At 65.0% G+C, this 23,749-nt stretch carries 25 protein-coding genes and 3 tRNA genes; 19 read left to right on the top strand and 9 right to left on the bottom strand.

The features are described from left to right. The 6 genes from Mlute_RS02575 to Mlute_RS02550 all read right to left on the bottom strand — a co-directional run. Positions 1–1,030, bottom strand: a 1,030-nt coding sequence (locus Mlute_RS02575) for a sensor histidine kinase (RefSeq protein ID WP_147371022.1), incomplete at its 3' end; no start/stop codon positions are given. A gap of 9 nt (positions 1,031–1,039) precedes the next feature. Continuing rightward, on the bottom strand, positions 1,040–2,077 hold the full coding sequence (hemB, locus tag Mlute_RS02570) for a porphobilinogen synthase (RefSeq protein WP_119359188.1): 1,038 nt from the start codon (positions 2,075–2,077) through the stop codon (positions 1,040–1,042). Beyond that, the gene (locus Mlute_RS02565; protein WP_119359187.1) at positions 2,065–2,745 is read right to left on the bottom strand and encodes a uroporphyrinogen-III synthase; all 681 of its coding nucleotides are present in this window, start codon (positions 2,743–2,745) and stop codon (positions 2,065–2,067) included. The genes hemB and Mlute_RS02565 overlap by 13 nt, the downstream gene beginning before the upstream one ends. After that, on the bottom strand, positions 2,730–3,632 hold the full coding sequence (hemC, locus tag Mlute_RS02560) for a hydroxymethylbilane synthase (protein ID WP_119359186.1): 903 nt from the start codon (positions 3,630–3,632) through the stop codon (positions 2,730–2,732). The genes Mlute_RS02565 and hemC overlap by 16 nt, the downstream gene beginning before the upstream one ends. Continuing rightward, positions 3,625–4,794, bottom strand: coding sequence for a glutamyl-tRNA reductase (locus tag Mlute_RS02555; RefSeq protein ID WP_119359185.1), 1,170 nt, complete (start codon positions 4,792–4,794; stop codon positions 3,625–3,627). Before Mlute_RS02555 ends, hemC begins: the two co-directional genes overlap by 8 nt. Before the next feature lie 180 nt (positions 4,795–4,974). Next, a tRNA-Gly gene (locus tag Mlute_RS02550) sits at positions 4,975–5,050 on the bottom strand. Between the two features lie 82 nt (positions 5,051–5,132). Here Mlute_RS02550 and Mlute_RS02545 point away from each other — a divergent pair. Further along, a complete protein-coding gene (locus Mlute_RS02545; RefSeq protein ID WP_119359184.1) occupies positions 5,133–6,071 on the top strand; it encodes a tyrosine-type recombinase/integrase in 939 nt (312 codons plus the stop codon). 500 nt (positions 6,072–6,571) lie between these two features. Here the strand turns inward: Mlute_RS02545 and Mlute_RS02540 are convergent, their stop codons facing one another. Further along, positions 6,572–7,135: a hypothetical protein gene (locus tag Mlute_RS02540; protein WP_119359183.1), complete on the bottom strand. Its 564-nt coding sequence runs from the start codon at positions 7,133–7,135 to the stop codon at positions 6,572–6,574. Between the two features lie 215 nt (positions 7,136–7,350). On the opposite strand from Mlute_RS02540, the gene Mlute_RS02535 reads away from it, so the two are divergent. The 5 genes from Mlute_RS02535 (at position 7,351) to Mlute_RS15825 (ending at position 11,384) form a co-directional block, all read left to right on the top strand. Beyond that, positions 7,351–7,983 carry an AAA family ATPase gene (locus Mlute_RS02535; protein ID WP_119359182.1) on the top strand — a complete coding sequence of 211 codons (633 nt, stop codon included), beginning with the start codon at positions 7,351–7,353 and terminating at the stop codon, positions 7,981–7,983. 59 nt (positions 7,984–8,042) lie between these two features. Further along, entirely contained in the window at positions 8,043–8,249 is a 207-nt protein-coding gene (locus Mlute_RS02530) for a hypothetical protein (RefSeq protein WP_119359194.1), read from the top strand. A 260-nt stretch (positions 8,250–8,509) separates the two neighbouring features. Continuing rightward, on the top strand, positions 8,510–9,262 hold the full coding sequence (locus tag Mlute_RS02525; protein WP_245958820.1) for a toprim domain-containing protein: 753 nt from the start codon (positions 8,510–8,512) through the stop codon (positions 9,260–9,262). Between the two features lie 21 nt (positions 9,263–9,283). Next, positions 9,284–10,819 (top strand): YfjI family protein, encoded by a 1,536-nt coding sequence (locus Mlute_RS02520; RefSeq protein WP_119359181.1) that lies wholly within the window; start codon positions 9,284–9,286, stop codon positions 10,817–10,819. A gap of 346 nt (positions 10,820–11,165) precedes the next feature. Further along, positions 11,166–11,384: a hypothetical protein gene (locus Mlute_RS15825; protein ID WP_147371021.1), complete on the top strand. Its 219-nt coding sequence runs from the start codon at positions 11,166–11,168 to the stop codon at positions 11,382–11,384. Positions 11,385–11,917: 533 nt separating this feature from the next. Here the strand turns inward: Mlute_RS15825 and Mlute_RS02505 are convergent. Both Mlute_RS02505 and Mlute_RS02500 read right to left on the bottom strand, forming a co-directional pair. Further along, positions 11,918–11,993: transfer RNA gene (locus Mlute_RS02505), tRNA-Gly, on the bottom strand. Between the two features lie 12 nt (positions 11,994–12,005). After that, a tRNA-Pro gene (locus tag Mlute_RS02500) sits at positions 12,006–12,082 on the bottom strand. Between the two features lie 204 nt (positions 12,083–12,286). On the opposite strand from Mlute_RS02500, the gene cysC reads away from it, so the two are divergent. The 13 genes from cysC (at position 12,287) to uraD (ending at position 23,742) form a co-directional block, all read left to right on the top strand. Then, complete coding sequence (cysC, locus tag Mlute_RS02495; protein ID WP_281270827.1) at positions 12,287–12,934, top strand: adenylyl-sulfate kinase; 648 nt, start codon at positions 12,287–12,289, stop codon at positions 12,932–12,934. Then, positions 12,931–13,593 carry a phosphoadenylyl-sulfate reductase gene (locus Mlute_RS02490; RefSeq protein WP_119359177.1) on the top strand — a complete coding sequence of 221 codons (663 nt, stop codon included), beginning with the start codon at positions 12,931–12,933 and terminating at the stop codon, positions 13,591–13,593. Before cysC ends, Mlute_RS02490 begins: the two co-directional genes overlap by 4 nt. A 42-nt stretch (positions 13,594–13,635) precedes the next feature. Next, entirely contained in the window at positions 13,636–14,814 is a 1,179-nt protein-coding gene (gene sat, locus Mlute_RS02485; protein ID WP_119359192.1) for a sulfate adenylyltransferase, read from the top strand. Further along, positions 14,802–15,539, top strand: a complete 738-nt coding sequence (locus Mlute_RS02480; protein ID WP_119359176.1) for a sulfite exporter TauE/SafE family protein — start codon at positions 14,802–14,804, stop codon at positions 15,537–15,539. The genes sat and Mlute_RS02480 overlap by 13 nt, the downstream gene beginning before the upstream one ends. After that, positions 15,540–16,223, top strand: a complete 684-nt coding sequence (locus tag Mlute_RS02475) for a precorrin-2 dehydrogenase/sirohydrochlorin ferrochelatase family protein (protein ID WP_245958818.1) — start codon at positions 15,540–15,542, stop codon at positions 16,221–16,223. Then, a complete protein-coding gene (gene cobA / locus Mlute_RS02470; RefSeq protein ID WP_119359175.1) occupies positions 16,220–17,017 on the top strand; it encodes a uroporphyrinogen-III C-methyltransferase in 798 nt (265 codons plus the stop codon). The genes Mlute_RS02475 and cobA overlap by 4 nt, the downstream gene beginning before the upstream one ends. Next, on the top strand, positions 16,983–18,659 hold the full coding sequence (locus tag Mlute_RS02465; protein ID WP_119359174.1) for an NADPH-dependent assimilatory sulfite reductase hemoprotein subunit: 1,677 nt from the start codon (positions 16,983–16,985) through the stop codon (positions 18,657–18,659). The genes cobA and Mlute_RS02465 overlap by 35 nt, the downstream gene beginning before the upstream one ends. After that, the gene (locus Mlute_RS02460) at positions 18,643–18,984 is read left to right on the top strand and encodes a hypothetical protein (protein WP_119359173.1); all 342 of its coding nucleotides are present in this window, start codon (positions 18,643–18,645) and stop codon (positions 18,982–18,984) included. Before Mlute_RS02465 ends, Mlute_RS02460 begins: the two co-directional genes overlap by 17 nt. A gap of 9 nt (positions 18,985–18,993) precedes the next feature. Next, complete coding sequence (gene hemL / locus Mlute_RS02455; RefSeq protein ID WP_119359172.1) at positions 18,994–20,304, top strand: glutamate-1-semialdehyde 2,1-aminomutase; 1,311 nt, start codon at positions 18,994–18,996, stop codon at positions 20,302–20,304. Between the two features lie 293 nt (positions 20,305–20,597). Continuing rightward, positions 20,598–21,632, top strand: a complete 1,035-nt coding sequence (locus Mlute_RS02450; protein ID WP_119359171.1) for an ABC transporter substrate-binding protein — start codon at positions 20,598–20,600, stop codon at positions 21,630–21,632. 45 nt (positions 21,633–21,677) lie between these two features. Beyond that, a complete protein-coding gene (locus tag Mlute_RS02445) occupies positions 21,678–22,481 on the top strand; it encodes an ABC transporter ATP-binding protein (RefSeq protein WP_119359170.1) in 804 nt (267 codons plus the stop codon). Next, complete coding sequence (locus Mlute_RS02440) at positions 22,478–23,242, top strand: ABC transporter permease (RefSeq protein ID WP_119359169.1); 765 nt, start codon at positions 22,478–22,480, stop codon at positions 23,240–23,242. Before Mlute_RS02445 ends, Mlute_RS02440 begins: the two co-directional genes overlap by 4 nt. 2 nt (positions 23,243–23,244) lie before the next feature. Beyond that, positions 23,245–23,742 carry a 2-oxo-4-hydroxy-4-carboxy-5-ureidoimidazoline decarboxylase gene (uraD, locus tag Mlute_RS02435; protein WP_119359168.1) on the top strand — a complete coding sequence of 166 codons (498 nt, stop codon included), beginning with the start codon at positions 23,245–23,247 and terminating at the stop codon, positions 23,740–23,742. Positions 23,743–23,749 lie beyond the last annotated feature (7 nt).

Genomic DNA, 23,749 nt, shown 5'->3' with positions numbered 1-23,749 from the left:
GCCCCCGGGTGCGGCGGGTCTCTTCGTCCCCCACCCGGTAGAAGGGCTCAAAAATGCTTTCCAGCTCGGCCTGGGGCAGGCCCACCCCGCGGTCTTCGACCTCGAGCAAAGCCCGCCCTCCTTCGGCCCGGAGCCGCACCCAGACCGGTTTTTCCTCGCCTGGGCTATACTTGACGGCGTTGTCCAGGAGGTTAGAGAGCACCAGGCCAAACGCCTCAGGGTCAATCTCCACGGGCAGCGGGCTGGGGAAGGGTTGGAAGTGGAGGCTGGCCCCCCGGGCCTTCAGGCTGGCCTGATGCCGGGCCAGACAGCGCCCGGCGGCCTGGTTCAGGTCCTGGGGTTCAGGCCTGACCTGCCCCAGCCCCTGGGCCAGCCTCGAGGTGGCCAGAAGGCGCTCGGTGAGGTCCTCCAGGCGGGCCACCTCCTGGGCCATATGTCCCAGGTAGGCGAGCTGCTTCTCCCGGGGCAGCTCGCGCAGCTCGAGGGTCTGGACCAAAAGGCGCAGGGTGCTCAAGGGGGTGCGGAATTCGTGGGTAGCGGCCATCAAAAAGTTCTGCTGGCGCCGCTTGAGTTCCTGTTCGCTCCTGAGGCTCCGGGCGATGATGTAAAGCCCCAGGAGCATCACCAGCAAGAAGACCGGCCCCTCGTAAGCGAACATCCGTAGGTAGCGCATCTGCTCGGCCCGGTAGGCCGCCAACCGCTCGGGGTTCACATAGACCCGCTCACCTTCCACCTCGAGGTGAGGAAAGGCCGCTCTTAGCTCAGCCCGCAAAGCGGCGCGTTTCTCGGGGGCGGTGGCGGCCCAGAGCTGCTGTACCAAGGCGGCCTCCTGTAGCCAGGCGGTCTCGGCGTACTCAATGTTCTGCTGGATGTAGTTGCGCTGAAAAACCAGCCACCAGCCCACCTGGGCGAGGAGAAAACCCACCACCAGGCCAAAGGCCAGCCAGACCCAGCGCCCCCGCTGGGGCCAAGGCCCCCAGCCACCCCGGTTCCGAAAGGAAGCCAGCCCGCTCAGAATTCGCCCAGGCATACCCCCCACCTAAAGCCATCCCTGCTCGAGGGCCTCCAAAGCGTGGTAGCTCACGATTAGGTCGGCCCCTGCTCGCTTGATGGCCCAAAGCGTCTCCCGCACCGCCCTGGCCTCGTCCAGCACCCCGGCTTGGGCAGCGGCCTTGAGCATGGCATACTCCCCGCTCACGTTGTAGGCCACCAGGGGCAGCGGGGTGCTGGGACGCAGGCGGGCCAAGATATCCAAGTAGGCCAAAGCCGGCTTGACCATGAGCATATCGGCTCCCTCGGCCTCGTCCAGAGCAGCCTCCCGCAAAGCCTCCCGGGCGTTGCGCACATCCATCTGGTAGCTGGCCCGGTCGCCAAAGCTAGGGGCGCTCTTGGCCGCCTCGCGGAAAGGGCCGTAGAAAGCGCTGGCGTACTTGACGGCGTAGGAGAGGACCCCCACCTCGATAAAGCCCGCCTCGTCCAAGACCCGGCGGATGTAGCCCACCCGGCCGTCCATCATGTCCGAAGGGGCCACAAAGTCGGCCCCAGCCTCGGCGTGGACAAGGGCCATCGCCGCAAGTTGGCGCAACGAGCGGTCGTTGTCTATACGCAGCCCACGGGGGGTCTCCTTCAGCACCCCGCAGTGGCCGTGGGAGGTGTGGGCGCAAAGGCAGACATCGGTGTAGATGACTGCTTCCTCGCCAAAAGCCCTGCGGGCCGCACGGACGGCCTGGGGCACCGGCCCCTCAGGGTCGGCGCTGCTTTGGCCCAGGGGGTCCTTGGCCTCCTCGGGCATCACCCCGAAGAGGAGCCAGGAGCGCACCCCTAGCCTCAAGGCCCGCTCTGCTTCCCGCAAAAACCCCTCCACGCTGTGGCGGTAAACCCCAGGCAGGGCCGGGATAGCCTCAGAAGGACCCCGTCCGGGCAGCACAAAGAAGGGCGCAATGAAATCGGTAGGCCGAAGGTGGGTTTCCGCAACGCTCTCCCGCAGAGCCGCCGTGGCCCGCAGCCGCCGGGGCCGCTGGGTCAGCCGAAAGGGGGCATCCAGCGGCAGGGTCTTGGGTTCTTTCAAGTCAAGCACAGTTCACCTCGGATATCCCGAATGGCCTGCAAAACGGCCTCCACACTGGGACTGGCCAGAAGGGTGTAGGACCAGCCCCGCTCCCCCAAAGCCGCCGCGGTGCTCGGGCCCAAGGCCAGGCTGTGAGCCCTTCCTCCCACCGCTTCGGGCAGGGCCTCCACCGCAGAGGGGCTGGCCAGCAAGAGCAGCTCGGGGGCCTCCAGACCCTGCGGCCAGGGGCGAACCAGGGTTTCGTAAACCGTCACCGCCTCCACGGTGTAGCCCGCCTCCCGCAAACACCGGGCCAGGTGGGGCTGAGCCCGGTTGCCCTGGGGCAGGCCCACAAAGCCGAAGGGGCGCCGGGCCAGAAAAGCCTTGGCCAGGCTCAGCGCGTTCCCCTCCGGGGCCACCAGCTCCACAACCCCCCCCGCCTCCTCCAAAGCCCGCTGGGTCGCAGGGCCCACCGCACCCAGCCTCCGCCCCTCGAGGCTGGCCCCCAAAGCCTGCACCGCCCGCACCGCCGCGACGCTGGTAAAAAGCCACCAACGACAGTCCTGGATGGGGGTCAGGTCAGCAGGCAGAAAGCGGGTCTGCACCAGGGGAACCCGCCAAACCTCGAGGCCCATAGCCTCCAAGGCCTCCTGCAAACCCGCCAAGCGGCCCTCAGACTGGGTCAGGGCGATTCGCATACCACCTCCGGGTACTCGCTGCAAATCTCCTTGAAAACCGCCTCCGCCACCGCCTCTGGGTCCGACCCTCGGGCCTGGTAGCTTCGGCCCCGGTACCAGGCCAGGAGCTGGAGTCCCTCCGGCGTCTCCTGGGCCAGCGCCCCCAAGGCAAGCTGGCAACCCCCGGCCAAGCGGGCCATAAGACCGCGCTCCGCCGCCACCGCACGCCGCGCCGAGGGGTCGTCCAAAGGCTCCAGCAAGGCCCTCAGACGCTTGTCGTCCTGGCGGCACTCCAGGGCCAACGCCCCTTGGGCCGGGGCTGGCACCAAAAGCGTAGGCGGAAGCACCTGCCAGTGGAAGGGACTTAAGTCCAGCCCTAGCCGTCGCACCCCCGCGTAGGCTAAAAGAACCGCGTCGTACTCGCCCTGCCGAAGCTTTTCCACCCGGGTGAGCACGTTGCCCCGCAGCTCCAAAAGGGAAAGGTCGGGGCGCAGGTGGGCGAGCTGGGCCTGCCGCCGGGCAGCGCTGCTCCCCACCCGGGCCCCAGCCCGCAGGGGCAGGCCAGGGGCTACCTGGTCCACCGCTTGCAGCCGTACCAAGAGGAGCTCACGGGGGTCCTCTCGAGGCGGCACCGCGGCAATCTCCAAACCCGCCGGACGGGCGCTCGGGAGGTCTTTGTAGGAGTGCACCGCAAAGTCGGCGCGTCCCTCCAGCACCGCTTCCTGAACTGCTTTGGTGAAAAAGCCCTGGCCCTGCATCTGCGCAAAGGGGCGCTTTTCGCGGTCGCCCTGGGTCTCCACCACCACCAGCTCCACCTCGGCCCCCTGCTGAACGAGCTGCTTGGCCACCCACTCGGCCTGCCACAAGGCCAGGCGGCTTCCACGGGTGGCCAGGCGCACCCTAGCCACGCCCCGCCTCCCACAACCCAGCCTCCTTCAGGAAGGTCTGGGCTACCTCGGCCCCATGCCACCGGGCCAGCCCCCTCAGGCCCTTAACCGGAAAGTGGGCGAAGCGGTGGGCCAGCCGCTCCACCATCTCCGGCCCCACCAGCTCACCCACCAGCTCATCCAAGGTGCGGCGGTAGACCTCGCGCATCCGGGCGATGGCCGGGGCCATTGAGCGCTCCGCCCACTCCATCACCACCTGCTCCACCTCCTCCAGCACAATCCGCTCGGCCCGGGCCAGATCAGCCTGCAAGCGCGCGCGGCGCTCCTCCCCAAGGCGCTGTAGGCGCTCCAGGTCAAAGAGCACCGCCCCACGCACCGCCTCGGGTACCACGTTCTTGGGCATCCCCAGGTCCACCACCGCCACCAGCCGGGGCTGTTTCTGGAAGAAAGCCGGCCCCAGAAGGCCCGCCACCGGCGTAGCCGCCACCACCGCGTCCAAGGCCGGGGGATTAGCCAAAAACTCCTCTAGTCCCAAAGCCTTAGCCCCCAGCCTCTCGGCCAGGGCACGGGCTCTATCCAGGCTGCGGTTGACCACCCACAGGTCCAAACCCTCCACAGCGGCCAGGCTACGGGCGGCCAGGCTTCCCATCTCCCCTGCGCCCACCACCGCCACCCGCGCAGGGCGGGGCAGCATGGCCTCCAAAGCCGGCCGCGCCAGGCTGAAAAGCGAGGTCTGGGCGGGGGCCAGCAGCACCTCCCGACGCACCCGCTTAGCGATGCGCAGGGCGTTTTGAAAGGCGAAGCTGGTGGTGGGGCCCACCGTGCCGGCAGCCGAAGCCGCCTCAAAGGCCGCCCTGACCTGTTGCATAATCTGGTCCTCTCCAGGGTTGACCGAGTCCAAGGAGGCCGCCACCCGGGCCAAATGCTCCAAGGCAGCCTCTCCGGCAAAGGCGTAGCCGCGGGGCAGGTGGGAAGGGATTAGGTGCTGGCGGAGCTGCTCGAGCTCCACCCCCTCCCCCAGGGCCAGCACCAGCTCGCTGCGGTTGCAGGTCAGAAGGGGCACCCACTCCTGCAGCAGCCCCGGCGGCGGCTCGAGCCGGACCTGCAACCACTCGTTCCAAGCCTGCAGGGCCGCGCTGCCCCCTCGCCGCTGGGAAACCCCAATGAGCGCCAGCCGCTCCATACAAAACTGATTATCAGTAGCAAAAGCCCCAAAAAAGTGTCACAAAACTGTCACACTCCAGAAAAACATAGCCAGCAGGGTATAAACATCAGGCCCAGAGCTCCGAGCGAGGGCCGAGGGCCAGCGTAAAAGGGGTTTCGCGGTGAGCAGAGGGGCGGTTTTTGCCTTCAGATTACTTTCTGGAGCGGGAGACGGGATTCGAACCCGCGACATTCAGCTTGGAAGGCTGACGCTCTGCCAACTGAGCTACTCCCGCATGTCCTGGACGCAAAAACCCGCATTGACCCCCCTCAAAACTGAGCGTTAGCGCGTGTGAGTTTTTGCCCAGGAGGTAGCCTATGCCAAAGCCCCTCAAACTGTCCAGACCCACCCCCAACCTTGACGCCCTGCTCGGGCAATATCTGCGGGAGCGGGAGGCTCACGGCAAAAGCCCCGCTACGGTGCACTGGCAGGAGACCGCCGCGCGGCTGTTGATGGAGGAGACGGGGGCGCGCGACTTGGCCGAGCTGACCCCGGCCATTTTGCTGGATTGGTTTGCCGCTAAGCGCTCGCAAGGCGGGCGGGGTCGGCGCATTTCCGTCTCCATCAGCACCCTCTCGCAGTACGAGCGGGCGTTGCGGCCCTTCCTCAAATGGCTCTATCAGCGCGGCTACACCCAGACCGACCTGTCGCTGGAGCTGCCCCACTACCGCCCCCCCAAACAGGTTGTCCAACCGTTCACCCCGGACGAGCTACGGGCTTTTTTCGCGGCGGCCTCAGAGCCCCCCAACGCCCGGCGCAAACTGGCCTTGTATCGGCTTCTGCTCGACACCGGCATCCGCCGGGGTGAGGCAGTCTCGCTCCAGCTTGATGCGATTTACTGGCGGGAGCGCACCATGCGGGTGGAGGGGAAGACCGGCGGGCGCATCGTCTATTTCTCCGAGCGCTCGCTCAGGGCCATCAACGAGTACCTCAACAACGAGCGCCGTCCCCGTAGGCCGGGTGAGGCCACGCTTTTCCTCGACCGCCACGGCGACCCTTTGCGGGCCGGGGAGATTACCCAGGAAACCATTCGCATCGCCCGTCGTGCAGGGATTATGCGCGACCACGTGGGGCCGCACACCTTCCGCCACACGTTTGCGGTGGAGTACCTGAAAGCTGGGGGCGACCTGCGGAGCCTACAGGTGTTGCTTGGACACTCCAAGCTGGAGACCACCTCTATCTATTTGCACATGGATTCGGCCACTTTGCGCGATGCCCATCGGCGTTTTAGCCCGCTGGAGCGGTTGCGGCTCTGACCAAAATAAACCGCCCGCGCCAGTAGGTAGGACAATCTGAGGGGTCGTCACGGGTAGGGGTAGTGGAGTTTTGAGTTTTCGCGGAAGGGTCTGCTAAAGTTGCTAAACTTGCTAAACCGGTTGGGTTATCCTCGTTCAGGACGCAAGTTTCAGCTTTAGCAGGTTCTGCTAAAGCGCTGCTAAAGTCTGCTAAAGTTGCTAAACCCCCAGGGGCCGGGTTCTCATCTTTAGCAGGTTTAGCAGGGTTTAGCAACGGATTAGCGGGGTCTGCTAAAGGGGTGGAATCCTGTCCTGGAGGGCAAAAGTCTTTGCCGTTTAGCAGATTAGCAACTTTAGCAAGGGGTAAGCCGGAAAACTCAAACTTGGGAAAGGGCATGGGGGGACACCTCCCAAACTTCGGAGCGTTTGACCCCTGCAAGCCCCTGCCTTTCCGTAGCGATACCATGACTAGGTTTTCTCCCGGCCTCTCACCTGGACAAAGTACAAGTGCTTGCGCACGGCTACCTCCACCAGCGCATGGCCGGGTTGTCCAGCTCAATCTCTCCACGGGCCAGGGCCATTAGGCGCTCCAGGGGCCAGCCCTGCTCGGCGTTGGCTTCGAGCACGCCGTCCAGGCTCTTCTGAGGGGGCATCTGGAAGCCGGGGATGCCCTTCACCGGGCGGATGGTGGCGATGAGCTTCTTCAGCTTGCCCTTCATCTCCTTCAGGTTGCCGGGCGCGCCTTCATCCTCGCTGTGCTCGCTATAGCCCCATTCGCCCGCACCGTTCACCCAAAGCACCCGCAAGGGGCCGAAGCCGATGTTGGCATAAGGGCCACGGGCAAAGGGGGAGGGCACCACCTGGGAGCTATAGACCGCCACCCAGTTGCCCGCCTTGAAGGGCACCCGGTAAGCGGGGTCTTCGTAGATGCCGTCCGTCTCATCCGCCCCATGAACCATTTGGTAAGCCGCTTCAAAATCCATCGCCGCAAAAATGGCTTCTTGGGCGATGGATACGTTGGTGAGGCCAATGCCGCAAACAAGGGTGAGGGGTTTGAGCATTTCCAGGTCGGGTTTATTCTCCATACTCCCCATTGTAGTCGCAAAGCTCCGGGGCAGCCTTGAAGGTTGTCTTGGACGAGTTTTGTAGCCAGCTCTTGGTCACCTCGGACAACTAAGCAAAGACTGGCCCCACCCTTCAGTAGACAGGCATGTGGCTATAGCCAATACCGCACTTATCAAACCGCTGTAAACTGCTACTATCCGCACGTGCGCGGAAATCCCCACAAGGAGCGTGAGATATGGAGAAGGACACCAGGAGTGCCCTGCAAGAGCTTGTTGTTCTGGAAACCACCCCACTACCGCCTCAACCCGACGAGTACGACGAGTACAAGGCCCTCAAAGGGAGGCTGAAGCCCCTTTTGGAGCGCAAGGCCGAACTCGAAGGGCGTCTGGCGGTTGCACAAAAGCGTTTGGACGCCGCCCACAGCGCCGAGGAGCAAGTAGCCGCGAACGTGGAGGTGGTTGCCGTTGAGCGACTACTTGCCCGCCTGGCTGAGGAGGCCAAGCCCATTGAGGCTCGGATTGCTGAAATCGAGGCCGCCCGCCAAAGGGAAAAGCTGGAGGCAGAGTACAGAATGCTTCTGGCGACCCACGACCAGCTTTTGGAGCAGGCCGCCTCATTGGTAGCCGGGCTTGAGGACTACTTTCGCAAGTTGGCGCAAGATTGGTGGGCGCTCAGCAAGCGCATAGCCGATTCGGAGGGGCAACGCGAAAAGGTCGCCCGCGAACTAGGGCTATTGGGCCCCTTCAAGCACGTGGGGCTCAAAACAGCGGGCCTCGACCACGCGGAGACGTTCGCGTTCGGCCAGAAGCTGCGCCTCATCCACGGCGGGCATGTGCTGCAAGAGATTCTCAGCAAATATCGCGAATAAACCAACCCTCAGCAGGCGACCCCCGAGCCACACTCGGGGGTTTTGTTTTGGAGGAAAACATGGAAAACGAGAAGCTACCCCCCCTACTGAACCTGTCCCAACTCCGCGAAGTGCTGGGCCCCCAACTGGTGGGCCGCGACGCGGCCTACAGGCTGATGCGCAAGTACGGCATCAGGCTGGGCCGTGGCTATGTGCTCCCCCGCACCGTGTTAGAGGCCCTGCTGAGTGGCGGCCTGGGCAACCGGCAAGAAAGCGATGCTTCCTGAGGGGAGCCGTCGCGTGCTGTCAAGGAGTTGTTAGAACGAAAAAAACCCTGGCCGGTGAACCGACCAGGAGCCTTTTGCAGGGGCTCCCTTTAGGTTACACCGGCCACGGGCGGAGGTAAACCGTGGCCGATACTTTTTCAAACCTCGACGACAGTCAACCGCACAACCGCCTGCTGGAGCGCCTCGCTCACGTCAAGCCCGCCGGGCCGGACAGGTGGACAGCTACCTGCCCTGCCCACGGGAGCGGGCGCAACAGAGCGTTGAGCATTCGCCTCGAAGGCGAGCGGGTGCTTCTGCATTGCTTTGCGGGCTGCCCTGCCGAGGCCGTGCTCCATGCGGTGGGCCTAAGCTGGCGGGAGCTTTACAGGGGTTCTGACCGGCCCTGGCTGGCCCCACGCCGCCGAGCGGAAGCCCCCACCCCCGAGGCCGGGGTGCGTGAACCCTGGGAGCGCTGGTGGAAATCGGCCAAGCCCGACCATCCCCTGCTCAGGGCCTACCTACGGGCCCGAGGGCTCAATATCGAGCCTCCCCCCTCGCTGAGGTTGGCCTTGTGGGGCGACCGGCCCGTGGTGCTGGCCCGCGTCGAGGATGTGCGCGGTGAGCTTCGAGGCCTGCACCTGACCTTCCTTGAGCCCGATGGTTCGGGCCGGAAGGAGAAGAAGCTGGCCGCCGGAAGCAAACCCCTGGGCGCTGCGATTCGTCTTTACCCTCTCGAAGCAGACAAACCCTTAGCCCTTACCGAAGGCATCGAGACCGCCCTGGCCGTCCGTGGGGTTACCGGCTGGCCGGTGTGGGCCTGTGTGAGCGCCGGAGGCCTGGAGCGGGTGGTGCTGCCCCCTGAGGCTCGCGAGGTGGTCATTGCCGCCGACCACGATAGGGCCGGGCTAGAGGCCGCCCGCAAGCTCGCAGGGCGGCTGCTCGCCGAGGGCCGCCGGGTGCGGCTGGCCGTGCCGCGTACCCCTGGCGCTGATTGGTTGGACGTGTTGGTTGCAAACAAAACCCCCGCCTGGTAGGGCGGGGCAAGGAGCGAATCTATGCTGGATTATAACCCCTTCACAGACCTGTTAGAAGCCCCTGAAGCCACAATCGAGGCCCTCTGGCCGGAGCCACTACCCCTATACCGCGACCCCGAGGCTCCCGAGCTCTTCCCCTTGGGGGCCCTCGGCCCCCTCGAAGCCGTCGCCCGTGAGACCCTGCGCGTGGTGCAAGCCCCTAATGCGCTGGTGGGAGCTTCCTTCCTGGCCGCCGCGTCCATGGCGACCCAAGGGCTGGCTAACGTTGTCCTTGATGGGCGCACCTATCCGCTGAACCTCTACCTGCTCACCATCGCCGAATCAGGCGAACGCAAAAGCGCGGTGGACGAGGTCGCTACTGCTCCCATTCGCGAACGCCAGAAAGCCCTGCACCTGGCCCAGCAAGAGGAGTACACCCGCTGGCAGGGCCAGATGGCCGTGTGGGAAGCCGAGCGCAAACGCCTTCTCGCAGACAAGCGCAAGGGCAGGGCTGAAAAAGACGCCGCCCTTGAGGAGCTCGGCCCCCCGCCGCCCGAGCCCTGGAGCGGCATCATGCTCACGGGTGAGCCCACACTCGAAGGGCTCGTCAAGCTGCTGGCTGTGGGTTGGCCTGCTGTGGGCCTCTTCTCCTCCGAGGGGGGCTCGTTCCTGGGCGGTTATGCGATGGCCCGAGACCACCGCCTCCGCACGATTGCAGGGTTGTCGGAACTCTGGGATGGCCGCCCCATTGACCGCGTAAGGGCGGGGGATGGGGCCACCCTCCTCTTCAACCGCAGGCTCGCTCTGCACCTAATGGCCCAGCCTGAGGTGGCCCGCACCCTTCTAAGTGACCCGCTGGCCCAGGGGCAGGGCATCCTGGCCCGGATGCTCACCGCCGCCCCTTTGAGCACCGCTGGGGGCCGGTATTACGTTGCCGAGGACATCGCCGAGACCCCGGCCTATCAGGCGTATGCCGCCCGGTTGGCCAACATCCTGGAGGCCCTCAAGCGCCGGGTGCTGGATGACCCGGAGAGCAAGAAGCGGGGCCTAGAGCTCCGACCGCTGCCCCTGCACTCCGAGGCGAAGCGTCTCTGGACAGCTTTTCATGACCATGTCGAGAGGAACATCCCCGGAGACCTGGCCCCCATCCGCGCCTTGGCTTCAAAGCTCCCTGAGCACGCCCTGCGGCTGGCCGGGGTGCTGGCCCTCTTCAGCAACCCCGAGGCTCCTCAGCTAAACCGAGAGGCCGTCGAGCGGGGTATCGTCCTGGCCCAGTTCTACGGGGCCGAGGCTTTGCGGTTGGTAGGCGGATACCGCATCCCCCGAGAGCTCCTTCTCGCCGGCGAGGTGCTGGCCTGGGTGGTGGAGCATTGCAAAGCCAAGGGCCGCCGGGTATTCCATTTGGCGGAGGTGTACCAGTTTGGCCCCGCTGGGGTGCGTAGCGCGGCCAAGGCCAGGGAGGTTCTACGGATTCTTGAGGCCCACCACTACATCGCCCCCCGAACAGGGTTCGAGGTCGAGGGCGCCAAACGCTCTGAAGTTTGGGAGGTGTCCCCCCATGCCCTTCCCCAAGTTTGAGTTTTCCGAGTTACCCCCTGCTAAAGTTGCTAATCTGCTAAACGGCAAAGACTTTTGCCCTCCAGGACAGGATTCCACCCCTTTAGCAGACCCCGCTAATCCGTTGCTAAACCCTGCTAAACCTGCTAAAGATGAGAACCCGGCCCCTGGGGGTTTAGCAACTTTAGCAGACTTTAGCAGCGCTTTAGCAGAACCTGCTAAAGCTGAAACTTGCGTCCTGAACGAGGATAACCCAACCGGTTTAGCAAGTTTAGCAACTTTAGCAGACCCTTCCGCGAAAACTCAAAACTCCACTACCCCTACCCGTGACCCCGACCCTTCGGGGTGCCCCACCCACTGGCACTCTGTGCCCGAGCTCCCACCGAAGGGCTCACGGGTGCGGGTGATAGACCCCAAGGGCTGTGGCTGCCTATACCGCTTCAAGATTGCTGGTAGGTGGTACTTGCTGAAGTTTCTACCGCCCTTCGAGGGCACCGTAAGCCTGAAGGAGTACAACGGCCCTACCCGCGTATTCGCCTCCCTCGAAGAGGCCGCCCGCTTCCTGAAAGGGGCGACCCCCGAATAAAGGAAATACCGCGTGACGCACTCAATCAGCGTGCGTCACGTGGTGCGGCAAGGCGGGGCCACTCGGCCTGCGCAAACGCTCGGGCGGGTGCGGCGCTTTCCGCACACGTTCTTTTCCTTCTGCCGCACCCCCTTACGCAGCAGGCCGATTACCGCTTATTCGCGCTAACAAAAGGAGCAACAGGTCAGTCCAACTGTGCTTCTGGAAAGCCTGAAGCTGGTAGGCCCAGCCCATGGCGGCATCTACAACGACCACGCCTACCAGGTTCCCTTCAAGGCAGCCGGTTGCGCCTTGGCGGTCTTGGCCCTGGCCAACTGTCCGCTAGAGGCCGACATCAGGCTCGTGGAAACCGTAGCCGAGAGACGGTGCGGCGGGCCACCGAGAGCCTCGGCCAATAAGGGGCCGCCGGTCGGGTTGCAAACGGCGGTCAGGGCGGGGTAGACTGCCTCTGCCGTTGACGCTTAGTAGGGGATAATAAAAATGCAAGTTTTGTACCAAGTCAAAAGTGCGGGTTATTGCGTGCTGGACGCGGTTGGAGCGGGAGACGGGATTCGAACCCGCGACATTCAGCTTGGAAGGCTGACGCTCTGCCAACTGAGCTACTCCCGCACGGGTGCGGTTTGGTCGGGGAGACTGGATTCGAACCAGCGACCCTCTGCTCCCAAAGCAGATGCGCTACCAGACTGCGCTACTCCCCGACGCCGCGCAGCGCAGGTTCAAAAATACCACGGCGGAGCCGGGATGGTCAAAGGGGATTAGTTTACAAAACTTGTCATCTATGCTAACCTACCTGCCATCTGGGCCCAGGGCCCAGAGGGGGTAAGGCCCCACTTACCTAGAACAGCCGAGGGAACAGACGCCGCGGCAACCCACCTGGGGGCTCCCTGAGCCCGCCGGGCTTGGTGCCAGGTGCGACCTGGGTTCTAAAGCGGCCAAAGACAAGGGAGGACACCGATGCAACGCACGAGCCTGGCCTTTCCAAAAGTCAAAGGGGGATGGAGATGGGGCTGAAGCCTCAAGGGTTGGTGGTCTGGTTCACCGGCCTCTCGGGAGCGGGGAAAACCACCCTGGCCCAGGCCCTGCAAGCCCGGCTCGAGGCGGCTGGCTACGCCACCGAGCTTCTGGACGGGGACGCGGTACGGGAACACCTCTCCAAGGGCCTGGGCTTTAGCCGGGAAGACCGCGACACCAACGTACGGCGCATCGGCTATGTGGCCAACCTACTGGCCAAGCACGGGGTAATCGTGCTGGTAAGCGCTATCAGCCCTTACCGGGCCACCCGCGAGGAGGTGCTGGCCCAGGCTCCGCGGAAGCTCGAGGTCTTCGTAGACGCTCCCCTGGAGGTGGTGGCCCGAAGGGACGTAAAGGGCCTCTATGCCCGGGCCCTGCGGGGCGAGATTCCCCAGTTCACAGGGGTCAGCGACCCCTATGAGCCCCCCCTCCACCCCGACCTGCACCTCCGCACCGACCAAGAAACCCTACCCGAATGCCTAAAGCGCCTGGAAGAGGCGCTAGAGCCTTTTGGCATCCGACTGGAGGTGCCCGCATGAACCCCGCTTGGACCGAGGAAACCGACCCGTTGGAGGTCATCGGCTGGGCCCTAGAGACCTACCCTGACCTCATCCTACCCAGCGCCTTCAACCTAAACGGAACGGTGCTGATAGACCTGGCCTACAAAGCTGGCTACCGAGGGGAGGTGGTTTTTGTGGACACCGGCTACCACTTCCCGGAAACCCTGCAAACCCGCGACCGGCTGGCCGAGCGCTATCCGGACCTCCAATTCGTGACCCTAACCGCCGGCCTAGAGCCTGAGCCATGGGGCCAGGAGCGCTACCGCACCGACCCCGACGCTTGCTGCGCCGCGCGCAAAGTAGCCCCGCTTAGGGCCTACCTGGAACGGAAGAAGCCCCGGGCGCTGCTCAACGCCCGCAGCCGCGACCAAGCCTCCACCCGGGCCCACCTTGGCTTTGTGGAGCCGGGCGAGCGGGTACGCATCAATCCGCTGGCCTACTGGACGCGTGAGCGGCTGGAGGCCTACGCCAAAGCCCACGAGCTGCCCGTCAACCCCCTTTACTGGGCTGGGTTCTTGAGCATCGGCTGTTGGCCCTGCACCCGCGCGGTGCGGCCTGGGGAGCCGGCTCGAGCCGGCCGCTGGGCTGGACGGGGCAAGACCGAGTGCGGGCTTTGGGTAGGGAAAGAAGCGCTTTAGGGACGGGCTTAGCCCAAGGGCCTTATGGGAGGTCTTTTTGCCATGGAAAAGATTACAAATATTGTAAGCAAACCCACCCTGCCCCCACCCCATGGGGGGCGGCTGGTCAACCGGCTGCTCGAGGAGGAGCCAGAAGCTTACGCCCACCTACCCGCAGTGCAGCTTTCGGAGCGAAGCTACGCCGACCTCGAGCTCATCGCCACCGGGGTCTACTCCCCTCTGGAAGGGTTCATGGGCCAGGCCGACTACCAAAGCGTCCTGGAGTACCTGCGCCTGGCCAACGGTCTGCCCTGGAGCATCCCCATCACCCTGGGGGTGGACCCAAAGACCGCCCGCGGCCTGCGGAGGGCACGCCTGGTCTACCGGGGTGAAACGGTGGGGCTTCTGGAGGTAGAGGAGCAGTACCGCCCGGACAAAGAAGCCGAAGCGAAAAAGGTCTACCGCACCTGCGACCAAGCCCACCCTGGGGTAGCAGCCCTGCTGGCCTCAGGGGAGGTTTACCTAGCCGGTCCCGTCTGGCTCTTCCGCCTCTCCCGGGGGGACTTCCCCGAGCACCACTACACCCCTGCGGAGACCCGGGCCCTCTTCGCGCAAAAAGGCTGGAAGACCGTGGTGGCCTTCCAGACCCGCAACCCCATCCACCGGGCCCACGAGTACCTGCACAAAGTCGCCCTCGAGCTGGTGGATGGCCTGTTTCTCAACCCCCTGGTGGGGCAGACCAAAAGCGACGATGTGCCTGCCACGGTGCGGATGCAGGCATACCAGGTGTTGTTGGAGCGCTACTATCCTAAGGAGCGGGTGCTGCTGGGGGTCTACCCAGCGGCCATGCGCTATGCCGGGCCGCGCGAGGCCATTCTGCACGCCATCAGCCGCAAGAACTACGGCTGCACCCACTTCATCGTGGGGCGCGACCATGCCGGAGTGGGCTCCTACTACGGCCCCTACGAGGCCCAGGAGATTTTTGAGCTGTTCGCCCCTGGGGAGATTGGCATAGAAATCCTGAAGTTTGAGCACACCTTCCACTGCCGAAGCTGTGGAACCATCGTGAGCCGCCGCACCTGCCCCCACGGCCCTGAGCATCATCTGCTGCTCTCAGGAACCCGGGTGCGGGAACTGCTTCGGGCCGGGGAAGCCCTGCCGCTGGAGTTCACCCGCCCCGAGGTGGCCGAGGTGCTGCGCAAAGCCTACCAAGCCCAAGGAGGGGTGGGATGGAAATCCTGATTGGCTTCCTTATTGCGGTGGCCATCGGCCTCTCTGGGGTAGGCGGGGGCACTCTAACCGCACCCGTGCTGCTCCTCTTTTTGGATGTTCCGGTGGAAGTGGCGGTGGGCACCGCTCTGCTCTACGCCTTCTTCGCCAAGATACCGGCTGGGCTGGTCTACCTCCGGCAAGGCCAGGTGGACCGGCGTACCCTAGGCCTCCTGCTGCTGGGGGGCATCCCGGCCGCCGCGGTGGGCAGCCTGGCCCTGGGCGCGCTCAAGTCCCAGCGCGAGCTGGTCCTGGTGGTCATTGGGGCCACGGTGCTCCTATGCGCCCTAGCCAACCTTTACCTGACCTTCCGCAAGGACTTCCGCCCCAAGGTGCTGCGGCCAGTCTGGTTGGTGCTGGGCGCGGCTTTTATCGGGCTGGAGATGGGCTTCTCTTCCGCCGGAGCGGGCGCGTTGGGCACCCTCCTCCTGCTCAGCGGCACCCGCCTCGGCCCCAAAGCCGTGGTGGGCACCGACATCTGGTTTGGCCTGGGGCTAGGTCTGGTGGGTGGCGGCCTGCACGCCGCGCTGGGCCAGGTGGACCCAACTCTTCTCCTCAAGCTCGGCCTGGGTGGGCTTCTGGGCTCCCTCACCGGGGCTCTGCTGGCCCAGCACGTGGCCCAGCGGCCCTTCCGGGTAGGCCTTTTGTTCTGGCTCATCTTCGTGGGCTCGCACCTGGTGCTCAAGGGGGTACGGTAGATGTTCTTCCCGGTGATGCTGGACCTGCGGGGCAAGCGGGTGCTCTTCGTAGGGGGAGGGGCCGAAACCGCAGCCAAGGTGCGGCGCCTCGCGCAAGCGGGGGCCCAGGTGGTGCTGGTCTCCCCCTTTTCCCACCCCGAGCTGGAAGACCTGGTAGAACAAGGAGCCATCGTCTGGCACCACCGAGGGTTCCTGCCAAGCGACCTGGAAGGGGTCTGGCTGTGCGTGGCCCATCCTGCGGGGCGCTGGATTAACGCCCTAGTGGCCCAGGCCGCTCGAGCTCGACGGGTCTGGCTCAACGCAGTGGACGACCCCGCCTACTGCGACTTCATCCTGCCTGCGGTACACCGCCAGGGGGACCTCATCCTGGCTGTTTCTACCAGCGGAGCAGCCCCCGCCCTGGGGGTGCGCATCAAAGAGCGGTTGGCAGCCGAGTATGGCCCAGCCTACGCCATCTACCTCGAGCTCCTGCGCTCCTTCCGCCCGCTGGTTCAGCAGGCCTACCCCCACGACTTTGAGGCCCGTAAGGCGGCCTGGTACCGCATGGTGGACAGCGCGGCTTTGGACCTAGTGGTGCTGGGAGAAGTGGAGCGGGCTCGAGGGGTCCTCTGGCAGGCCCTCTACGCCGAAACCCCAAACCCCACCTCTATCTCCTTCCCGGAAACCCACCTGGAGGCGGTGTGAGGGGAAAGGTTTACCTGGTGGGGGCCGGCCCTGGCGACCCTGAGCTACTGACCCTGCGGGCCTACCGGGTCTTGCAGGAAGCCCAGGTGGTGCTCTACGACCGGCTGGTCTCCCCCGCCGTACTCGAGCTGGTCAATCCCACGGCCCAGCGCATCTACGTGGGCAAAACCCGGGGAACCCAAGCCCAGGTGCAGGAGGAAATCCAAAGCCTCCTGCTGGCCCATGCCCAAAGCGGCCAGCGGGTGGTGCGGCTCAAGGGGGGCGACCCTATGGTGTACGGGCGCGGAGCGGAGGAGTGGGCCTTTTTGGCCGAGCACCAAATTGAGGTGGAGGTGGTACCGGGAATAAGTTCGGCCCTGGCCGCGCCCACCCTGGCCGGCATCCCCCTCACCCTGCGGGGGGTGGCCCACAGCTTCGCGGTGATAAGCGGCCAAGCCGCAGGCGGCCTCCCCCCCGCGCTGGAGCGGGTGGCCCAGGCCGAAACCCTGGTGGTCCTGATGGGAGTGGAGCGGCGGGTGGAGCTGGCCCAAGCCCTCATCAGGCTGGGCCGCGGCCCCAAGGAGCCCGTGGCCTTCATAGAGAAAAGCACCACCCCCCACGAGCGGGTCGTCGTCTCAACCCTGGCTGAGGTGGCAGCGGGGCAGTTAGCGGTGGAAGCCCCGGCAGTCTGGGTGCTGGGCGCGGTGGTGGCCCATCGGCTGCCAACGGGCCCAAAAGGACGCCAGGAGCCTCAGCCGCTTGTTTTTCTTGGGAGGAAGCATGTCGGAGAAGCTATCCAAGGTAGAGCAGATTAAACTCCAAAGCCAAAGGCTGCGCGGACCGGTTGACCGGGAGCTAGAGAACGGACTGGATCACTTCAGCGAGGAGGGCTACCAGATTCTCAAGTTCCACGGCATCTACCAGCAGGACGATAGGGACCTCCGCAAAGCCCGAAAGGCCCAGGGGCTGGGCCCAGCCTACAGCTTCATGATTCGGGTGGCCATCCCCGGTGGGGCCCTTACCCCTCAGCAGTACCTGGCCCTGGACGACCTGGCCGACCGGCTGGGCAACGCCACCCTGCGCATCACCACCCGCCAGGCCATCCAGTACCATGGGGTACACAAAGGCGGGCTCAAGCCCCTCATCCAAACCCTGCACCGCCACCTGCTCACCACCCTCTCGGCCTGCGGCGATGTGGTGCGCAACGTGGTGGCCTGCCCGGCCCCCTTCGCCGATGGGGTGCGCGCCGAGGTGCTGGCCTACGCCCAGGCCCTCTCCCAAAGGCTCAAGCCCCGCACCCGGGCCTACTATGAAATCTGGCTGGACGGAGAAAAGGCCGTCAGCGCCGAGGAGAGCGAGCCCCTTTACGGCGACACCTACCTGCCGCGCAAATTCAAAATCGCCTTCGCCGCGCCGGGGGACAATTGCGTGGACGTCTACACCCAGGACATCGGCATCGTGCCGGTGGTGGGGCAGGGTCTAGAAGGCTTTACATTGCTGGTAGGGGGCGGTCTGGGCCAAAGCCACGGGCTAAAGGAGACCCGGCCCATTCTGGCCAAACCCCTCACCACCATTCCCAAGGCGCAGCTCTTTGAGGTGGTGGAGGCAATTGTGCGGGTTCAGCGCGACCACGGTCGGCGCGACGAGCGCAAGTACAGCCGCATGAAGTACCTGGTGGAGACCTGGGGCCTGGAGCGCTTCAAGGCCACGGTGGAGGCCTACTTGGGGACCCCGCTCCCTCCAGCCGAACCCCTCCACTGGGCCTCGGGCGACGACCACCTGGGCTGGCACGAGCAGGGCGATGGGCGCCTTTTCCTGGGGCTATTCGTGGAGAACGGCCGGGTCAGGGACGAGCTGCGCCGGGGGATACGAGCAGCGGTGGAGCAGCTCGGCCTCGAGGTGCGCCTCACCCCACAGCAAAACCTGCTCTTCATCAACGTTCCACCGGAGCAAAAGGCCCAGCTCGAGGCGCTCTTGCAGGCCCACGGCGTACCCATCCCCTTCCAAGGGCAAATCCCCTTGGTGGTGCAGCAGGCCATGGCCTGCCCAGCCCTGCCCACCTGCGGCCTGGCCATCACCGAGGCCGAGCGGGCCATGCCCAAGGTGATTCGCGAGGTGGACGCGCTGCTCACCCAGCTCGGACTGCAGGAGGGCCCCATTCCTCATATCCGCATGACCGGCTGTCCCAACGGCTGCGCCCGGCCCTACAGCGCCGAGGTGGGCCTGGTGGGGCGCAGCCTCAACAGCTACACCCTGTACCTGGGAGGAAGCCCGCTGGGTACCCGGCTGGGAGAGCCCTTTTTGGACAACCTGAAGCGCGAGGACATCGCCCCCGTGCTGAGGCCCCTGCTGGCCTACTACAAAGAGGCCCGGCTCGAGGGGGAGGCCTTTGGCGACTTCTGCCAGCGGGTGGGGCTGGAAGCCCTCCGGGAGCGGCTCCATGCAGCCCAGACCTAGGACGACCCCCGTTCCTCAAGCCCCCGCCGAGCTAGAAGCCCTGCTCTTTGAGGCGCTTCGCGGCGATGTCCAGGTGATCCTGTTCAATCAGGCCAAAGACGCCTCAGCCCTGTTTGAGGTGGCCCGTAAACGGGGCATAGAGGCGCTGCTGCTGGAGGCGCTGAACTGCCACGTGGTGGCCCTGGCCCCAGAAGCCTCCACCCAAGCCCAGCTTGCCCAGGAAGGCCTCAGGCGCATAGCCAGGAACCAGGCAGAGGCTTTTAGGCTCCTGGAGGAACGCTTCAAAAGAGCCTCCCCCGTTGCCCTAAACCCCTCAGGGTGCTAAGTTCGGGGCATGAAGACCCAACGTTCGGCTGAGCTTTTTGCCCAGGCCCAGCAGCTCATTCCCGGAGGGGTCAACTCCCCGGTGCGGGCCTTCAAAGCCGTAGGGGGCACCCCCCGCTTCATCGCCCGGGCCCAGGGGGCCTACCTGTGGGACGCCGATGGGAACCGGCTTTTAGACTACGTGGGCTCCTGGGGGCCCATGATTCTGGGCCACAACCACCCGGCCGTAGTGGAGGCCATCCGGGCCGCGCTGGAGGAAGGCCTGAGCTATGGGGCCCCCACCGAACGGGAGGTGCGCCTGGCCGAGCTGGTGCGGGAGGCCTATCCGATGGTTGAGCTGGTGCGCTTTGTGAGCAGCGGGACCGAGGCCACCATGAGCGCCCTGCGGCTGGCCCGGGGCTACACCGGGCGCGAGCTTATCGTGAAGTTCCGCGGCAACTACCACGGCCACGGCGACAGCCTCCTGGTGCAGGCTGGCTCGGGGCTGCTCACAGGGGGTGGGGGCACGGCCAAAAGCGCCCCCTCGAGCGCCGGGGTACCCCAGGCCTTTGCCGAGCTGACCCTGGTAGCCGACTACAACGACCCCGAGGGGCTAAAAGCCCTATTTGCCCAGCAGGGCGAACAGATTGCCGCAGTGATTTTTGAGCCGGTGGTGGGCAACGCGGGGGTGATTATCCCCACCGAGGAATTCCTCGAGGCCCTGCACCGCCTCACCCAGGAATACGGCGCCCTGCTGATAGCCGACGAGGTGATGACCGGTTTCCGCCTGGCCAAAGGAGGCGCGGTGGAGCTCTTGGGGCTCAAACCCGACCTGGTGTGCCTAGGGAAAATTCTGGGGGGTGGGCTGCCGGTAGGGGCCTATGGGGGCCGGGCCGAGGTTATGCGCCAGGTGGCCCCCTTGGGCCCGGTCTACCAGGCCGGCACCCTGAGCGGCAACCCCCTGGCCATGGCCGCGGGCATCGCCACCCTAAAAACCCTCTTCCAGGACCCACCCTATAGAAGGCTAGAAGCCTACGGAAAGGCGCTGCAGGAGGGCTTGGAAGACATCCTAACCTATGCCGGCCTGCCCGCTACCGTCAACCGGGTGGGCTCCATGATCACGGTCTTCTTCCGCGAAGGACCGGTGCGCACCTACGCCGAGGCGGTGGCCTCGGACACCGAGCGCTTCAAAGCCTTCTTCCATGGCCTTCTGGAGGAGGGCGTCTACTGGCCTCCCAGCCAGTTTGAAGCGGCGTTCTTCTCCACCGCCCACGGCGAGGCCGAATTGGAGCAGACCCTACGAGCGGCCCAAGCGGCGCTAACCCGGATGCCCGCCAGCTAAAAGCCGATCGCGGTGTAGGCCCGCACCCCGGCCCAGCACCGGGGGGCGTGCGGAATTGGCCAACACCTGGCCGCTTTTGGGCGGCTCCTGCAACCTTGGCCCCATGCTTTCGGCAAAACGTCACAAAATAATTAACAAAATGCAATTTATTCTTTCACGCTTAGCAGAAAAGTCTGGACATCTGACCAAACCGTCGGGCTAAGCTCCCCAGAACACCCCAAAGAAGATTGACACCACACCACCCGCCTCCCTATACTCGGCCCAGGTGTCTTGGCACCATAAGGAGGTTTGCCATGTGGACTCGAGGTCTGCTCCTTGCCCTTTTTCTCCTGACCAGCCTGGGCCTAGCCCAGCCCCGCAACCTGCGGTTCACCCTTGACTTCGCCTTCCAGGGGCCCACCGCGCCTTTCCTGCTGGCCCAGGACAAGGGCTACTACAGCGCCGAGGGCCTGAATGTCAGCATTGACCGGGGGTTTGGCTCGGCCGATGCCATCAGCAAGATTGCCGCGGGGAACTACGACATGGGCTTTGCCGACTTCAACTCGCTCATTGAGTTCAACACCCGCATTGAGTTCAACACCCGCAACCCCAACAACCAGCTCCTGGCGGTCTTCATGGTCTACAACACCACCCCTGCCGCGGTCTTCTCCCTCAAAGGCAAGGGGATCACCCGGCCCACCGACCTGGTGGGCAAGACCCTGGCCGCCCCCACCGGGGACGCAGGCCGCCGGCTCTTCCCAGTCTTCGCCGAGGCGGTGGGCATTGACCCCGCCCGGGTCAACTTCATCAACGTGGACGTGCCCCTGCGCGAGCCCACCCTGGCCCGTGGCCAGGCCGACGGCATCACCGGTTTCTACTTCACCTCCTTCCTCAACCTGCGCAACATTGGGGTCAAGCCCGAGGACATGGTGATTTTCAAGTACGGCGACTACACCCAGGATCTCTACGGCAACGCGGTGGTGGTGCGACGCGACTTCGCCCAGGCCAACCCCCAGGCGGTCGCAGCCTTCCTCCGGGCGCTGGTCAAGGGCTTCAAGGACGTCATCGCCAACCCCGACGAGGGCATCGCCGCAGTCAAGCGGAGGGACGGGCTCATCAACGAGGCCCTGGAGCGGGAGCGCTTGCTTCTGGCCCTCAACACCCACGTGCTCACCGCGGACAGCCGGGCTTTTGGCCTGGGCTCGGTGCGGCGGGAGCGGGTAGAGCGGAACATCCGGGCGGTGGCTAAGGCTTTTGAGCTACCCTCCACGCTTCGGGTGGAGCAGGTCTGGACAGACCGCTTCCTGCCGCCCATCGCCGAACGCCGGGTTACCGGCACAGCCCGCTGAGCTTTGACTCAAGCCAGCCTGGGGCGCTAGACTCGGGGTACAACCATGCCTTTCATTGAGCTGCGCGATGTCAGCCTGCGCTACGACAACGGCTACCTGGCGGTGGAGGGGGTCAACCTATCCATAGAGGAGGGGGAGTTCGTGGCCCTGGTGGGCCCCTCGGGCTGCGGCAAGTCCACTCTACTGCGGGTCATCTCCGGCCTACGCCCCCCCAGCGCGGGCCAGGCCACCGTTCGCGGCCAGCCAGTGGGCAGTACCCCGGTCAACATCGGGATGGCCTTCCAGAACCCCACCCTGATGCCCTGGCGCACCGTGCTGCAGAACATCCTGCTCCCCCTCGAGGTCTCTCCCAAACACAAACAGCGCTACCGCCAAAACCCCAAGCCCTACGTTGAGGCAGCCCGTGAGCTGATGGCCTCGGTGGGGCTTTCCGGTTTTGAAAACGCCCACGTCTGGGAGCTTTCGGGGGGAATGCAGCAGCGGGCCAGCCTGTGCCGGGCGCTCATCCACCAGCCCGAAATCCTGATGTTGGATGAGCCTTTTTCGGCACTGGACGCCTTCACCCGTGAGGAGCTCTGGCAGGCTATGCAGGTACTCTACCTAAACCGCAGGCCTACTGTAATCCTGGTCACCCACGACCTGCGCGAGGCGGTGTACTTGTCCGATACCATCTACACCATGAGTTCCCGCCCTGGCAGAATCGCCCATGTTCGCCGGGTAGAGTTCCCCCGACCCAGGGCCCTCGAGCTCACCTACCAAGACGATTTCGCCCACATCGTGCGGGAGCTTCGCAAGCAAATAGGGGGCATGCGCAGCCAGATCACCGGTCTCAAGGGGGTAGGGGCATGAACCCGCGCCAGAAGGACGTCCTGGTCGCGGCCCTGGCCGCGGTGGGGCTGTTTGTGCTTTGGGAAATCGCGGTACGGCTTTTCAAGATTCCCCCCTTTGTGCTGCCCTCCCCTTCCCAAGCCATCCAGTCGCTGCTCCCGGTCTGGGGGGTGGTAATGGGCCACGCCTGGCAGACCCTCTGGACCACCCTGGCGGGGTTCGGGCTGGCGGTGGTGACGGGGGTGCTCCTGGGGGCCGCAGTGGGAACCTCCCGGCCCCTCAACCTGGCCCTCTATCCCATCCTGGTGGGCTTCAACAGCGTGCCCAAAGCTGCGCTGGTGCCGGTGCTGGTCATCTGGTTCGGCATCGGCACCATTCCGGCCATCCTGACCGCCTTCCTGATCTCGTTTTTCCCCATTGTGGTCAACGTGGCCACCGGGCTCGCGGCGGTGCCCCCGGAGCTGCGGGAGGTGCTGAAGGTGCTGGGCTCGAGCCGCCTGGAGGCCTTCACCCGGGTCTCCATTCCCTTCTCCATGCCCTACTTCTTCGCCTCGCTCAAGGTGGCCATCACCCTGGCCTTCGTGGGGGCGGTCATCTCCGAAATTGCCGCCTCGCAGAAGGGTATCGGCTACATGATGACCTCAGCCAGTTCGCAGTTCAACGTCCCTTTGGTCTTCGGTGGGCTTTTGGTCATCGCGGTCATGGGCATCCTGCTCTACGCCGTTTTCGCCTTGCTCGAGCGCCGCTTGGTGGGCTGGGCCTACCGCAGCCAGAACGCCTAAATATGACCCTAGACGAGCTCAACCGGCTTTCCCTCGAGGAATTCGTGGAAAAAGTGGGCTGGGTCTTTGAGGACTCCCCGTGGATTGCCCGGGCGGCCTGGGAAAGCCGCCCCTGGAAAAGCCTGGAGGCCCTCCACCAAAGCCTGGTCGGGGTCGTACAAAAAGCCCCTCGGGAGGCCCAGCTCGCCCTCATCCGAGCCCACCCCGACCTAGGGAGCCGCGCCCGCATGGCCGAGGCCTCCCGGGCCGAGCAGAGGGGCGCCGGGCTGGACACCCTCACCCCTGCGGAGTACGAGCGTATTCAGGCCCTCAACCGGGCCTACACCGAGAGGTTCGGCTTTCCCTTCATCCTAGCGGTGCGCGGGAAGGGCAAGGCCGAGGTCTTCCAGGCCATGGAGGCCAGGCTCGAGAACGATCTAGAGGCCGAGTTCCAGACCGCCCTCTCGGAAATCTACAAAATCGCCTACTTTCGCCTTGCCGACCTGCTTGGGCGGGCTTAGACTGCCT

Origin of the sequence: Meiothermus luteus (assembly GCF_003574085.1) — a bacterium.
GTDB classification, from domain to species: domain Bacteria; phylum Deinococcota; class Deinococci; order Deinococcales; family Thermaceae; genus Meiothermus; species Meiothermus luteus.
Note: the sequence above shows the minus strand (reverse complement) of the source record. Positions and strands in the feature narration are given on the sequence as shown.